General features: G+C 72.1%; 12 protein-coding genes. 4 read left to right on the top strand and 8 right to left on the bottom strand.

Features of this window, described 5'->3' with window-relative positions:
* Positions 1-21: 21 nt before the first annotated feature.
* Positions 22-672, bottom strand: a complete 651-nt coding sequence (locus ABD714_RS08000; protein WP_344811788.1) for a SanA/YdcF family protein — start codon at positions 670-672, stop codon at positions 22-24.
* A 112-nt stretch (positions 673-784) separates the two neighbouring features.
* Here ABD714_RS08000 and ABD714_RS07995 point away from each other — a divergent pair, with 112 nt between their 5' ends.
* Both ABD714_RS07995 and ABD714_RS07990 read left to right on the top strand, forming a co-directional pair.
* Positions 785-1,666 (top strand): DNA-3-methyladenine glycosylase family protein, encoded by an 882-nt coding sequence (locus tag ABD714_RS07995; protein WP_344811787.1) that lies wholly within the window; start codon positions 785-787, stop codon positions 1,664-1,666.
* Entirely contained in the window at positions 1,653-2,441 is a 789-nt protein-coding gene (locus ABD714_RS07990; RefSeq protein ID WP_344811786.1) for an Fpg/Nei family DNA glycosylase, read from the top strand. Before ABD714_RS07995 ends, ABD714_RS07990 begins: the two co-directional genes overlap by 14 nt.
* A gap of 30 nt (positions 2,442-2,471) precedes the next feature.
* Here ABD714_RS07990 and ABD714_RS07985 read toward each other — a convergent pair whose 3' ends face one another.
* A complete protein-coding gene (locus tag ABD714_RS07985; RefSeq protein WP_344811785.1) occupies positions 2,472-3,467 on the bottom strand; it encodes a polysaccharide deacetylase family protein in 996 nt (331 codons plus the stop codon).
* Between the two features lie 213 nt (positions 3,468-3,680).
* Positions 3,681-5,594, bottom strand: a complete 1,914-nt coding sequence (locus ABD714_RS07980; protein WP_344811784.1) for a glycogen debranching N-terminal domain-containing protein — start codon at positions 5,592-5,594, stop codon at positions 3,681-3,683.
* Positions 5,595-5,658: 64 nt separating this feature from the next.
* Between ABD714_RS07980 and argS the strand changes: the two genes are divergently transcribed.
* Positions 5,659-7,296, top strand: a complete 1,638-nt coding sequence (gene argS / locus ABD714_RS07975; protein ID WP_344811783.1) for an arginine--tRNA ligase — start codon at positions 5,659-5,661, stop codon at positions 7,294-7,296.
* Position 7,297: 1 nt separating this feature from the next.
* Here argS and ppgK read toward each other — a convergent pair whose 3' ends face one another.
* Complete coding sequence (gene ppgK, locus ABD714_RS07970) at positions 7,298-8,098, bottom strand: polyphosphate--glucose phosphotransferase (protein ID WP_344811782.1); 801 nt, start codon at positions 8,096-8,098, stop codon at positions 7,298-7,300.
* Positions 8,099-8,181: 83 nt separating this feature from the next.
* Between ppgK and ABD714_RS07965 the strand changes: the two genes are divergently transcribed.
* Positions 8,182-8,625 (top strand): SRPBCC family protein, encoded by a 444-nt coding sequence (locus ABD714_RS07965; RefSeq protein ID WP_344811781.1) that lies wholly within the window; start codon positions 8,182-8,184, stop codon positions 8,623-8,625.
* A 56-nt stretch (positions 8,626-8,681) separates the two neighbouring features.
* On the opposite strand, the gene ABD714_RS07960 is transcribed toward ABD714_RS07965, so the two are convergent.
* From ABD714_RS07960 to ABD714_RS07945, 4 genes are read right to left on the bottom strand one after another with little or no spacing between them, the layout of a single operon-like run.
* Positions 8,682-11,051: a PH domain-containing protein gene (locus ABD714_RS07960; protein WP_344811780.1), complete on the bottom strand. Its 2,370-nt coding sequence runs from the start codon at positions 11,049-11,051 to the stop codon at positions 8,682-8,684.
* Complete coding sequence (locus ABD714_RS07955) at positions 11,048-11,539, bottom strand: PH domain-containing protein (RefSeq protein WP_344811779.1); 492 nt, start codon at positions 11,537-11,539, stop codon at positions 11,048-11,050. The genes ABD714_RS07960 and ABD714_RS07955 overlap by 4 nt, the downstream gene beginning before the upstream one ends.
* Before the next feature lie 7 nt (positions 11,540-11,546).
* Complete coding sequence (locus ABD714_RS07950; protein WP_344811778.1) at positions 11,547-12,158, bottom strand: DUF1707 SHOCT-like domain-containing protein; 612 nt, start codon at positions 12,156-12,158, stop codon at positions 11,547-11,549.
* A 31-nt stretch (positions 12,159-12,189) separates the two neighbouring features.
* Complete coding sequence (locus ABD714_RS07945; protein ID WP_344811777.1) at positions 12,190-12,861, bottom strand: DUF1707 SHOCT-like domain-containing protein; 672 nt, start codon at positions 12,859-12,861, stop codon at positions 12,190-12,192.
* Between the last annotated feature and the right edge of the window lie 133 nt (positions 12,862-12,994).

Below are 12,994 nucleotides of genomic sequence, written 5' to 3'. Positions count from 1 at the left end.
GACCGGCTCAGCCGGCGGCGGTCAGGGTGACGCCGGGAGGGCGGGCCGTCGGTGGGTGCCCACGTCCCAGAGGGTCTTCACGCAGGCGACCTGGTCGCGCACCCACCCCCGAGCCCACGGCTCGTTGAGCGCCTCGCCGTCCTCCCGGAGCCGGACGGTGCGGTCGCCGACCCCCACCGCGTCGAGCCCGACGAGTCGGGCCGTGGCCACCGCCCGGGGGAGGTGGTAGGTCTGGGTCACGACCACGACCCGCTGCACCCCGAACACGTCGCGGGCCCGGACGCACGAGTCGTAGGTGTCCAAGCCGCCGGGGTCGAGGACGAGCCGGTCGGCGGGGGCCCCGGCGTCGATCAGGTGGTCGCGCATGGCGGCCGGCTCGTCGTACTCCGGGGCCTGCGCGTCGCCGCTCAGCAGCAGCCGCTCGACCGTGCCGCGCTGGAGGAGCAGCAACGCGAGATCCAGGCGGGCCCGGAGGAACCGCGAGGGCCTCCCGCTCGGATAGACCTGGGCACCGAGGACCAGGGCCACCGGCGCGTACGGAACCTGGTCCAGCGGGTAGAGGTGACCGGCCGCCGCCCCCCGGACGATCCCGACCGAGGCGCCGAGCACCGTGGTCACCCCCACGAGACCCGCGCCGAGGACACCGGCGCTGACCGAGAGGGGGGAAGGCACCCGCCGAGCCTAGATCCCCGCCGTCCGAGCCTGGATCCCCGCCGTCAGGCGATGGATCACAGCGGTCAGACGAAGGATCGCCGTTGTCAGACCCCGGCGACACGATGGAGCCATGACGACGACCGAGGTGCCGCTGCGCGGACCGTACGACCTGCGCGAGGTGGCCCTGATGGGGTTCGGGCACCGGGACGAGAGCAGCTTCGACGGCGTGATGCGGCTCGGGTTCTGTGTGGACGGGGACTACGAGAGCCAGGTCGGGGTGGCGCTGCGCCAGGCCGGCGACGTCCTGGCGGTGACCGTGGAGGAGACAGCGGGACCACCGGTCGACCCTGCCCGGATCGTCGCGCAGGCGGCCCGCGTGGTCTCCGCCGACCAGGACGGTGAGGCGTACGCGGACCTCTGCCGGGCCGATCCGATGCTGGCGCCGGTCTTCGCCCGGGCGCCCGGGTTCCGTCCGGCGAACTTCTACTCCCCCTACGAGGCGGCGGTCTGGTCGATCGTCAGCGCCCGCCGCCCGCGCAGCCAGGGGATCGTGCTCCGGCAACGCCTCGCGGAGACCTACGGGACCGTGCTGACGGTCGCCGGGCAGCCGGTGCCGGTGGTCCCGACCCCCTCTCGCCTGTTGGCGGTCGATCAGCTGCCGGGATTGCCGGCGGACCGGATCCCGCGGCTGCACGCCATCGCCGAAGCCGCTCAACGGGGCGACCTCGCCGTCGACCACCTGACCGCCCTCGGGGTCGACGCTGCGCGGACCGAGCTGCAGCGACTGCCCGGCATCGGACCCTTCTACAGCTCCCTGATCACCGTCCGCTCCTGCGGCCTGACCGACGTGCTGGCCACGGAACCGCAGGTGCTGAAGCACCTGGAGGCGGCGTACGGTCGCAGGGTGGACGCGGAGGAGCTCGAGCAGCTGGCCGAGGCGTGGCGACCGTGGCGCACCTGGGTCACGGTGATGCTCCGGGCGCTGAGCGGGCGCGCCGATGCCGGAGGGTGACACCGTCTGGCGGGCCTGTCGCCGGCTGCACGGGCTGTTGGCCGGTGAGCAGCTGACCCGCACCGAGTTCCGGGTGCCCAGCCTGGCGACCACCGACCTGACCGGCGTCACGGTGCGGGACGTGACGCCGCGGGGCAAGCACCAGCTGTTCCGCTTCGACAACGGCTGGACGCTGCACACCCACTTCCGGATGGAGGGAGCGTGGCGGACCTACCCCACGGGGCGGCGCTGGAGCGGGGGCCCCGACCACGAGATCCGCGCGGTGCTGGGCACCGCGGCCACCGACGCCGTCGGGTACCGGCTGCCGGTGGTGGAGCTGTTGCCCACCGCTGACGAGGACGACGTCGTCGGTCACCTCGGGCCTGATCTGCTCGGCCCGGACTGGGACGCCGACGAGGCGCTGCGCCGGATCCGCGCGCAGCCGGAGACCTCGATCGGGGAGGCGCTGCTGGACCAGCGCAACCTGGCCGGTCTGGGCACCCTGTACCGCTCGGAGCTGCTGTTCCTCCAGGGTCTGCACCCACGGACACCGGTGGCGCAGGTCGCCACCCTGCCCCGGGTGGTGCGCCGCGCGCACCTGCTGATCAACGCGAACAAGGTCAGGGCCGAGCAGTCGACCACCGGCGACCTCCGCAACGGCCGCCGGACGTACGTGTTCGAGCGACCCGGTCAGCCCTGTCGACGCTGCGGCACCCCGATCCTCACCGAGCAGTTCGGTCCCGCCGGCCAGGAACGCCGCAGCTACTGGTGCCCGCGCTGCCAGCCGGAGCGGTGAGCCGGGAGGTCCCGGACGCGACCGCACGGCTCAGCAGTAGGGCAGCGCCCGCACCCGGTAGCCGCGGGCCTGCAGGTCGGCGATCACCGTGGGCAGCGCGGCCACCGTCTGACGCCGGTCGCCGCCGGCGTCGTGCATCAGCACGATCGAGCCGTCGGTGATGCTCTTCAGTCGCCCGGTCTTGGCCAGCGTGGCGACCCCGGGCCGGGTCCAGTCCAGCGTGTCGACGCTCCAGAGCACCTCCCGCATCCCGGCGTGGGCGATCGCCTTGCGGACGGCCTTGTTGGTGGCCCCGTACGGCGGTCGGAAGCACGTCGCCCGCGGTCCGTGGGTGACCTGCCACGCCAGCTGCGCCGCCGTCAGCGTGGTCAGGTCGGGATGGTCGTAGGAGTGGCTGGCCACCGTGCTGCCCTGCGCCCGGATGCGGGCGTCGGCGTGCGGGAAGCCGGGTTCGTTGACGCCCAGGTGGAAGAACGTGGCGGTCGAGGAGGTCCGGCTCAGGATGGTCAGGATCGCTGATGTCGACACTCCCGGACCGTCGTCGAAGGTCAGGTAGACGGTGCCGCCCGGGCCCTTCCGCAGCGGACCCTTGAGGTACGCGTTCGAGGGCGCCTTCTTCGGCGGCACGGTGGTCGGGGCCTGGGTGGGCTTCACAGTCGGCTTCGCAGTCGGCTGGGCGGTCGGCTGGGTGGTCGGCTCGGCCGCAGGGGGCGCACTGCTCCTGGGCGGGCTCGGGCTGGGTGTGCTGGTGGCCGTCGGCGTGCTGCGCGGCTGCGTCGGGCCGAGGGTCGGCTTCGGGGTGCTCGCCGCCGTCGTCGGGGTCGGCCGCGGGGTCGGCTTCCCCTTCGGGGTCGCCGCCACCTTCGGCGGGTCGACCGGTTCCGGACTCGCCGAGACCGGCGCGAGACTCGGGATCCGGCTGGCCAGGCTGCCCCGGGCAACATCGTCCAGGCCGAGGATCACGCCGATGGTCAGGGACGCGAACAGGATGAGGACGAGGCTCAGCATCAGGCGCCGGATGATCACGAGGGGGCGCTCACGACAGGCAGGGACACGACGGGCTCTCCGGGTGCGGGGGAAGGACCTCGGCCATTATCAGCAGGCCGGTGTCCACCGAGCGGGTTCACCTCGCCGGGGACCGGGTGTCGTTTCGGTGTCGAACGGGCGAACGCCGACGCCCGCCCGCGCCCCGGTTCATCCCGGAACCGTCACGTCGGACCGACGTCGACCGGTCCTGCCTCAGCTCCGGTCGGACCGCTTCCTGACGTGCTCGGCGACCACCACGGCGGCGGCGGCGGACCAGGCCTGGGGGCGGCAGGCCGCCGGGTAGGGCACGGGCCGACCCTCTCCGGACCACAGCTCGGGCAGCCGCCGGTCGAAGGCCAGGGAGGCGCGCAGCAGTCCCTCGGCCAGCCCGTCGGCCAGGTCGGCGTGTCCCGACCGGTCCAACCCGGCGATGACGATGGCCGTGTCGTGCGGCCAGACCGTGCCGCAGTGGTAGCTGAGCGGGCTGTAGCCGCCGGCGGTGTCGGACATGGTGCGCAGCCCCAGCCCGGAGTCGAGGTCGGCCGCCACCACCCGTCGGGCGACCAGCCGCTCCTCGTCGGCGTCCAGCAGCCCCGTGCCCAGCAGGTGCCCGATGTTGCTGGTCACCGAGTCGACCCGCTGCTTGTCCCCGTCCAGCGCGAGCGCGGGGAAGCGGTTCTCGCCCTCGCCGCACCAGAAGGCGGCCCGGAACTTCGCGGCCAGGTCGGCGGCCCAGCGGCGGTAGCGCTCGGCTCCCGGGCGCCCGTACGCCTTCAGCAGGGCGGCCCCACCGATCGCGGCCTCGTACGCGTAGCCCTGCACCTCGCAGAGCGCGACGGGACCTTCGGCGATCCGGCCGTCGGCGAACCGGACCGAGTCGCCGGAGTCCTTCCAGCCCTGGTTGGCCAGTCCGTGGCCGCTGGCGTCGACGTACTCGAGGAAGCCGTCGCCGTCGGCGTCACCGTAGGTGACCAGCCAGTCCAGGGCCCCCTCCAGCACCGGCAGCAGGGTGGCGACCTCGGCCTCGCCCAGACCCGCCCGCCAGGCGTCGTGCAGCAGGCAGACCCACAGCGGGGTGGCGTCGATGGTGCCGTAGTAGAGCGGCGGCAGCGAGGTCTCGTTGAACGCGTACGTGCCACGCCGCAGCTCGTGCATGATCTTGCCCGGCTCCGAGGCGGTGGCCACGTCGACCTCGGTGCCCGCCAGGCGCCCGAGGGTGCGGAGCGTGCCGCCGGCCTGGGCGACGTCGACGGGGAGCAGCATCCTCGACGTCCACAGGCTGTCCCGGCCGAACAGCGTGAAATACCACGGTGAGCCGGCGGCGAAGAACGCGTCGTCGGGGTCGGCGGCGGTCGCCATCCGCAGCCCGTTCAGGTCGTGCAGGGACTGCCGCAGCCACGGGGCGAGGCGCGGGTCCGGCGTCCCGCCGGTGGCCCGCTCGGTGAGGCTGTCGACGGCCAGCCCGGCGCCGCCCGCGGGCACCACCACGGCGCCGCTGTCGGTCACCGTCAGCCGCCAGTCGAGCTCGACCGTCCCACCGGCCGGGATCGTGACCGGCCAGGTCAGCACCAGTCCGGTGGCGTCGGCGGTGCGGGTGAGCCCGGCCCCGGGGGCGTCCAGGTGGGCGGACACCTCGTCGTTGCCGAAGTCGACGGTCCGCCCTGCCGGCTCGTCGTCGAAGGTGACCGGCGTGCCGTACCGGCCGGTCTTGATCGCCTCCATCGGGGTGAGGTCGCTGGCCAGCTCGAGCCGGACCTCGGTCGCCGCCTCGTGATCGAGCTCGGAGGTGAGCCGCAGGGTCTCGCGCAGCAACCCGGGGGTCACCGATCGGGACAGGTCGACCCGCAGCAGCCGGTCGACCCCGCCGCCGGCCACCGCATCGGCCAGGTAGGTGAAGCGAGCCTCGCCGGCGCCGGCGAACTCCGTGGCCAGGTGCGCCGGGGCGGCGCCCCCGACCTCCACCCGCCAGCCGCTGAGCACCCGCAGATCGGCGTGGAACAGACCGTGCGCGGTGCTGCGGCCGTCCTGCTCGATCGTGATGCCCCCGTCCCGGGCGGACAGTACCTGGGTGGGTGCGGCGCACACGGTGACGAGGTCGTGCAGCAGCGGTTGAGAGGGCTGGGGCATGGTCCGATCCTAGGGAACCGGCGTGATCCGGACGACCCTTCGGGATCGGGGATACTTGGTCCTCGTGTCCTCCTTGCCGTACGAGTTGAGCGCCCGGGTCCAGTCGGTCGCCGGGATCGACCCCGAGTTGCGCCCCGCGACCAAGCCCCAGTTCGGGCACTTCCAGAGCAACGTGGCGCTGCGCCTGGCCAAGTCCGAGGGGCAGCCGCCCCGGGCGGTGGCGCAGCGGATCGTGGCGGCCCTGGAGGTCGACGACCTGTGCGAGCCGCTGGAGATCGCCGGCCCGGGTTTCATCAACTTCCGGCTGCGGGCCGATGTCCTGGCCCGCGCGGTGACCGACCAGCTGGCCGAGCCGGCCGCCGGGGTGCAGCGCACCGAGACGCCGCAGACGGTGGTGATCGACTACTCCGCCCCCAACGTGGCCAAGCAGATGCACGTCGGCCACCTGCGGTCCTCGATCATCGGTGACTGCCTGCGCCGGGTCCTGCTGGCGCTCGGTCACCGGGTCATCGCCCAGAACCACGTCGGGGACTGGGGAACCCAGTTCGGCATGCTGGTCGAGCAGATCCTCGAGGACGGCATCGACGCCTCGACCCTGACCCTGGTCGACGCGGAGGCTCTCTACCTGCGGGCCAACGCCCACTTCAAGGGCGACGAGGACTTCGCCGCCCGCGCCCGCGCCCGCGTGGTGAGGCTGCAGTCCGGCGACGAGGAGACCCGGACGATCTGGCGGCAGCTGATCGAGATCTCCGAGGCCGGGTTCAACGCCGCGTACGCCCGGCTGAACGTGCTGCTGACCGACGACGACCTGGCGGGGGAGTCGACCTACAACGACGACCTGCCGAACGTCGTCGCCGACCTGGAGGCCAGCGGCACCGCGGTCGTGGACGACGGCGCCCTGGTGGTCTTCGTCGAGGGCTTCAACGCCCCGATGATCGTGCGCAAGCGGGACGGTGGCTTCGGCTACGCCGCGACCGACCTGGCCGCCGTCCGCCGCCGGGTGGGCCAGTTCCACGCCAACCGGTTGATCTACGTCGTCGGTGCCCCGCAGTCGTTCCACTTCGACCAGGTGTTCGCGGTCGCCCGGAAGGCCGGCTTCCTGCCGGCGGACGTCCCGGCCCAGCACGTCGCCTTCGGCCAGGTGCTCGGCCCGGACGGCAAGAAGTTCTCCACCCGCGAGGGTACGGCGGTGAACCTGATGACCCTGCTGGACGCCGCCGAGGAGCAAGCCGCCCCGCCGATCGCCCTGGCCGCGATCAAGTACGCGGACCTCTCCAACGGGCTCAACAAGGACTACGTCTTCGACGTCGACCGGATGGTGCAGACCACCGGCAACACAGGGCCCTACCTGCAGTACGCGCACGCCCGGCTCGCTCAGGTGCTGCGCCGGGCCGAGTCCGAGGGTCTGGTGGTGGAGGAGAAGATCGCCGTCCTCGACGAGCCGGCCGAGCAGGCGCTGGCGCTGTTGCTCACCCGGTTCGGCGAGGTCGTGGCCGACGTGGCCGACACCCTGCAGCCGCACCGGCTCTGCGGCTACCTCTACGACGTGGCCGGCGCGCTCTCGGTGTTCTACGAGCAGTGCCCGGTGCTGAAGTCCGACGGCGAGGTGCGGGCCTCCCGCCTGGCGCTGTGCACGCTGACGAAGAAGGTGCTGGCCGACGGCCTCGACATGCTCGGCATCGAGGCCCTCGACCGCATGTGAGTCACCTGACGACTTCGGGGTGGGCCTTCCGGTCGGCGGCCAACCAGGCGGCCCCCACGATGCCGGCGCTGTTGAGCAGCTTCGCCGGCACGATCTCGGACTTCAGCTTCAGCTTGGGCAGGAACTTCTCCGCCTTCTTGCTGACCCCGCCGCCCACCACGATCAGGTCGGGCCAGAACAGCCCCTCCAGCACCTCGTAGTACCGCTGCAGCCGCGGCACCCACTCGCTGTAGGACCAACCGTTCTTCTCCTTCACCCCCGACGAGGCGCGGCTCTCGGCGTCGTGCCCGTCGACCTCGATGTGCCCGAGCTCGCTGTTGGGCACCAGCACCCCGCGGTAGATGAGGGCGCTGCCGATGCCGGTGCCCAGGGTGGTGACCAGCACCAGACCGGGGTGGTCCTTGGCGGCGCCGTAGTGCACCTCCGCGACCCCGGCGGCGTCGGCGTCGTTCATCAGGTAGATGTCGCGCTGCAGCACGTCCTCGAAGACCTTCTCCGCCGGCGCGTCGATCCAGGAGCTGTCGATGTTGGCCGCCGAGCGGGTCTGGCCGTGGGTCACCACCGCGGGGATGGTCACGCCGATGGGGCCGTCCCCGATGTCCTCGGCGAAGTGGCTGACGATCTCGGCCACCACCTTCGCCACGTTGGCCGGGGTCGACTTCGCCGGGGTGTCGATCCGCAGCCGTTCGCGCGCGAACAGGCCGGTGCTCAGGTCGACGGGGGCACCCTTGATGCCGCTGCCGCCGATGTCGATGCCGAGGACGGGACGGCCGGTGCCGGACGTGACGGGGGTCTCACTCATGGCCGAGAGCCTATCCGCGGCTGTCGCGGCCCCGACACCCCTCCCGGGCGGCCGCCTTCCGGGCTCCGGCCACACTGGTCCGCATGAGCTCCTCCATCGTCTCCGCCACCCGTACGGTCGCCGCCCCGGCCGCCGACATCTTCGACCTGCTGGCCACGCCCCGCCGGCACAGCGAGTTCGACGGGTCCGGCAGCGTCCGCGGTGTGCAGGAGCGGACCCCGGAACGGCTGTCGGCCGGCGCCAGGTTCGGGATGGAGATGCGGATCGGGCTGCCGTACAAGATCCTGAACGAGGTGGTCGAGTTCGAGGAGCCGACCCGGATCGCCTGGCGGCACTTCGGTGGTCACGTCTGGCGTTACCTGCTGGAGCCGGTCGACGAGCGGCACACCCACGTCACCGAGCAGTTCGACCCGACCGGGTCGCGGGCGCCGGTGGTGCTGGCGCTGATGCGCGCCCGGCGGAACAACGCCAGGTCGATCAACGCGACGTTGGACCGGCTGCAGCGGTGGGCGCGAGACCGTCCCTGACATCACACCGGAATCACCTGGGCGACGGGGTCGTCGGTCCCGGCCCGGCGGAACGGTCAGCGGGTCAGCTGCCGCCGGCACCAGTCGTAGAGGGCGGGGTCGAAGGCGAAGGAGTTCGAGAAGTAGAACCCGAAGTAGCGGCGGTACATCGGCAGCGCCTCCGCGACGTCCGGACCGAACCTCGTCTGCGCCTGCCCGCTCAGCCAGGCGGCGTCCTCGGCGGCCCCGTCGTAGTCCTCCAGCTCCAGGAACATCACGGCTCCAGCGATGTCCATCATCGGGTCGGCGTGCAGGGTGTGGGGGCTGAAGTCGCCGACCCCGCTGATCACGGGGCGACCGTCGGGCAGCACCGACACGTAGGTGTTGGGCGGGCAGAAGTCTCCGTGCACCAGGCGAGGGACGCCCTGGCGAGCCGTCAGCCACACCTGCAGCTCGTCCCAGGTCGCGGCGATGCCCGGGACGTCGGCCTCCAGCCGGGTCTGGCTCGCGGGCAGGATCCGCAGCAGTTGGTCGGTGAGCAGCGCCACCAGGGTGTCGAACTCCCGTGGTGAGCCCGGTCCGAGCAGCCGGGCGTGACCGCGTACGGGCGAGGGGAGCTGCTGGATCCTGCCGGCGGCGTCCAGGTAGCCCAGCAGGGCCTCCCGTCGGGCGCCGGTCTCCGCTCCGGCCAGCCAGGTGGACAGGCTGCCTCCGGACATCCGGCGGTCCACGCTGAACCAGCGCCCGGAGATCTCCCCGGCGTCCAGGATCTGAGGAAGCTCCAGGCCGATCCGCTGCCCGGACCAGCCCGCGTAGAGCGGTCGCAGCTGCGCGATCATGTCGGCCGGGGCCTCGTGGCCGCCGCGGTAGATCCGCAGCACCCGGTCGGGGCCGAGCCCGTACACCTCGGACTCGCCGCCACTGCCCACCCGGTCACGCTCGCCGATGCCGAACCGCTCGAGCACGAGCCGTCGGCCCCGGTCGTCGGCGGTGGGGTCCCCGGCCGCCGGATCGGTGGGCTCGAGCGACCCCCGGATCCGGTCGGCCGCGCGGGCGGCGCGGGCCAGGTCGAGCTGGGACAGGATCAGGGCCCGGGCCGCCGCCGCATCCAGCTGGTGGGCGATCGGGGTGACCGGCCCGCGGGTGATGTCGAGGTGCACGTCGGCGAGGCCGAGGCGCCGCTGGAGCGGACCCTGGCTGAGACGGACCGACTGCGTCTTGGCGTGCGGCACGAGGTTGCGGATGTGGGTGAGCCAGCCGTGCTCGGTGATCACCACCCGGTCGTCGGTGCCGTAGCGGAGGGTCCAGAAGTCGAACGGTCGCAGCCAGCGCGCCCGCCGGGGGGAGGTGTGCAGCTCGACCTGACCGACGTCGAAACCGGGCAGGATCCGGCCGAGGGTGACGGCGACGTCGTGGCCGTCGGCGACCGGCACCAGCACGCTGGTCGCCGAGGTGTCGTTGTCGCTGCCCTCGCTGCTGCCGTAGCCGAGGACGTTGACGTCCACGCGGTACCACCCGAGCCGGCGCCACAGGATCGGCTGCAGCACCCGGATGCCCTGGATCCGGTTGACCGGGACGGACTGGCTGGTCAGGTTGAACAGCCCTCGGGTCACCCGCACGCCCCGGGCGGACTGGGCCAGGGTGAAGTTGAACATCTGGAACACCCGCCGGCCGATCATCGAGACCAGGCCGATGGCCAGGGGGATCAGCCCGGCGAGCGCGAAGCCGACCACGTCGAACCAGGCGGTGACACCGAGGGCGATGACCAGCGCGGCCACGGAGAACAGGAACTCGCTCGACAGCAGGAAGCCGACGACGAGTCGCTGCGGCGACACCGTGACGAGGGCCTGGTCGGCCACGGACAGGTCGGTGAGCACACTGGCCGACGTGGCGCCCGGCTCGCCGATCCGGACCCGGTCACCGTGCGCGCGGCTCAGCAGGTAGTCGCGGAGCGACCCGGCCTGCTGCCGGGTCAGGTAGCGCAGCTTGATGGTCGAGTCGCCGGCGCCCACCTCGATCCGGAGCTCGGCCAGGCCGAAGATGCGGGCGGCGAACTGCTGGATGATGTCGACCGACTGGACCCTCTCGAAGGGCACCCGCTTGGAGTTCTTGAAGATCGCCCCGGTCTCGATCCGGAGCTCTTCGTCGTCGATCACATAACGGGTGAAGTACCAGGAGGCGAAGCCGGCCGCCGCCGCCAGCACGACGATGCCGGCGACGCCGAGCAGGATCCAGCGCAGGCCCAGACCGACGATGCCGGGTTCGTCGCCGGACCCGTCCGGGATGAGCTCGCGTCCGACGCCGACGACGATGGCCAGCAGCACCACCCAGCCCCGGATCAGCGGGGTCAGCGGATGCGGGCGCTCGGTCTGCTTGACGGGGCGGGGGCCGGTCTCGCCGGCAGGCGTCGGGGCGACGGGTGCCGGCGGGGGAGTCGGTTCGCTCATAGACCGGAGGCGTGCGCCTCGCCCAGCTCCGTCAGCTGGTCGCGCAGTCGGGCCGCTTCGGCCGGGTCCAGGCCGGGGATCCGGGCGTCGGTGCCGGGGCTGGCCGTCTTCAGGGTCACCGAAGCCAGCCCGAAGAGGCGCTCCAGGGGTCCGGACTCGACCTCGACGAGCTGCATCCGGCCGTACGGGACCGCCGTCAGCGTCCGCCACCACACGCCGTGGGTGAGGTAGAGGTCGTCGTCGCGTTCGACGTAGCCCCAGGAGGCGCAGGACCGGCGGAGGAAGTGGAAGCGGAGTCCGATGATCACCAGGGCCGCCGCCCACACCAGGACCGGCGGCCACCAGCGCTCGCTGAAGATCAGCAGCAGCACGGCGGGGATGGACAAGAAGATGAGCCAGAAGATGGCGTCGCTCACCCGCCTCAGCTTCAAGAAGCCGGGCGCGAGGCGCTTCCAGTCGTACGCGGGCGGGGCGAAGAGATCATCCATCAGGAGGTCAGGTTAGGGCCTTGCGCCAACGGGACGGCTTCTTGGGACCCCGGACCTTGATGTCACCCATGATGTTCGTGCCCTTCAGCACGAGGGTCGGCATGCTCGGATCGGGCTCGCCGATGTCCTTCACCGACGTGTCGCCGAGGACGTTGGTGACCTCGTTGATGACGGTCACGCCGAGGGGGACCCGGATCACCATGCTGCCCATCAGCACGGTGCCGGTGAGTGCGACCACGGGGGCGTCGAACGTCGCCTGCGTCAGGTCCAGCTTGATGTCGCCCATCACGTTGTTGGCCATGCTGTGCGCCCGGACCCGCCAGCTGCCCTCGCGCCTCACCGTCGACATGACCGTCGACATCTTGTCCGACTCGGCGATCGCTCCCTCGCGGACGACCAGCTGCCGGCGGTTCGGGTCGGCGTGCACCGGCAGGGCCTGCAGCGGCACCAGATCCGCGGTCAGCTCGGTCAGGTCGTCGAAGGTCCGCGCCTGCAGGGCGGACTGGGCCCGCTCCTGGTGCTCGTCGAACGTGAGCCGTCCTTCTGCGTACGCGGTGTTGAGCACCTCGCTGACCTGGTCACGGTCGGCGTCGGAGGCGCGGTAGCTGCCGGGGGTCATGCGGTCCTCTTCTGCTGCTTCTGCGGCGGGGTCAGTGGAAGTCGTGCTTGCGCTTCTTCTTGGTCGGCACCGGTCCGGTGACCGAGACGCCACCGAACAGGGAGACGCCCTTGATGGTGATCACCGGGGCGCCGGGGACCGGGTCGCCGAGGCCCTTGATCTCGGTGCCACCGAAGATCCCGGCCGTACGGTCGCGGACCTCGATCCCGGCCGGAGCCTTGATCTCCATGCCACCGAAGCACCAGAAGCCGGTGATCTCGATCTCCGTGCCCTCGAAGGTGGCCTCGGTCAGGTCGATGTCGACGCCCCCGAACAGGGCCACGGCGTTGGACCGCTTGGGCATCCGCCAACGACCCTTGCGGGTGGCACCGCCGAAGATCGCGATCATCTGGTCGGGGCCCGAGTCGCGGGTGGTGTCGACCGTGAAAGACCGATCGGACTCGGCGACCGGGACCGGCGCGTTCGGAGCGGGCGTGGCGGCTGGCAACGGCACCAGGTCGCTGGTGATCGGCACCAGCTCGTCGAACGTCCGGGCCCGCATCACTTTGTCCAGGCGCTCGTCGTGCTCCTCGCGGGTGATCCGACCCTCGGCGTACGCGGTGCTCAGCACGGTCGCGACATGATCGCGGTCGGAGTCGGCGGCTCGGAGGTTGCCACCCGCGAGCGGGCCCACGCCGGCGGGTTCGGTGAAGCTGTCAGCCATGGACCCACCGTAGGTGAGAGGGGACCGGGGGATCGAGGGGCCGGGCCCCCGGTCAGGGGCGCTCACCGGAGGAATCGGGGGTGGTCCCTGATGCCGGACCGCCGCCGAAGGCCCGGGCCGCCCGTGGGCCGGG

The organism is Microlunatus aurantiacus (assembly GCF_039536605.1).
Classification (GTDB): Bacteria; Actinomycetota; Actinomycetes; order Propionibacteriales; family Propionibacteriaceae; genus Microlunatus; species Microlunatus aurantiacus.
The sequence above is the reverse complement of the archived record's forward strand: the minus strand, read 5'-3'. Positions and strand labels throughout refer to the sequence as shown.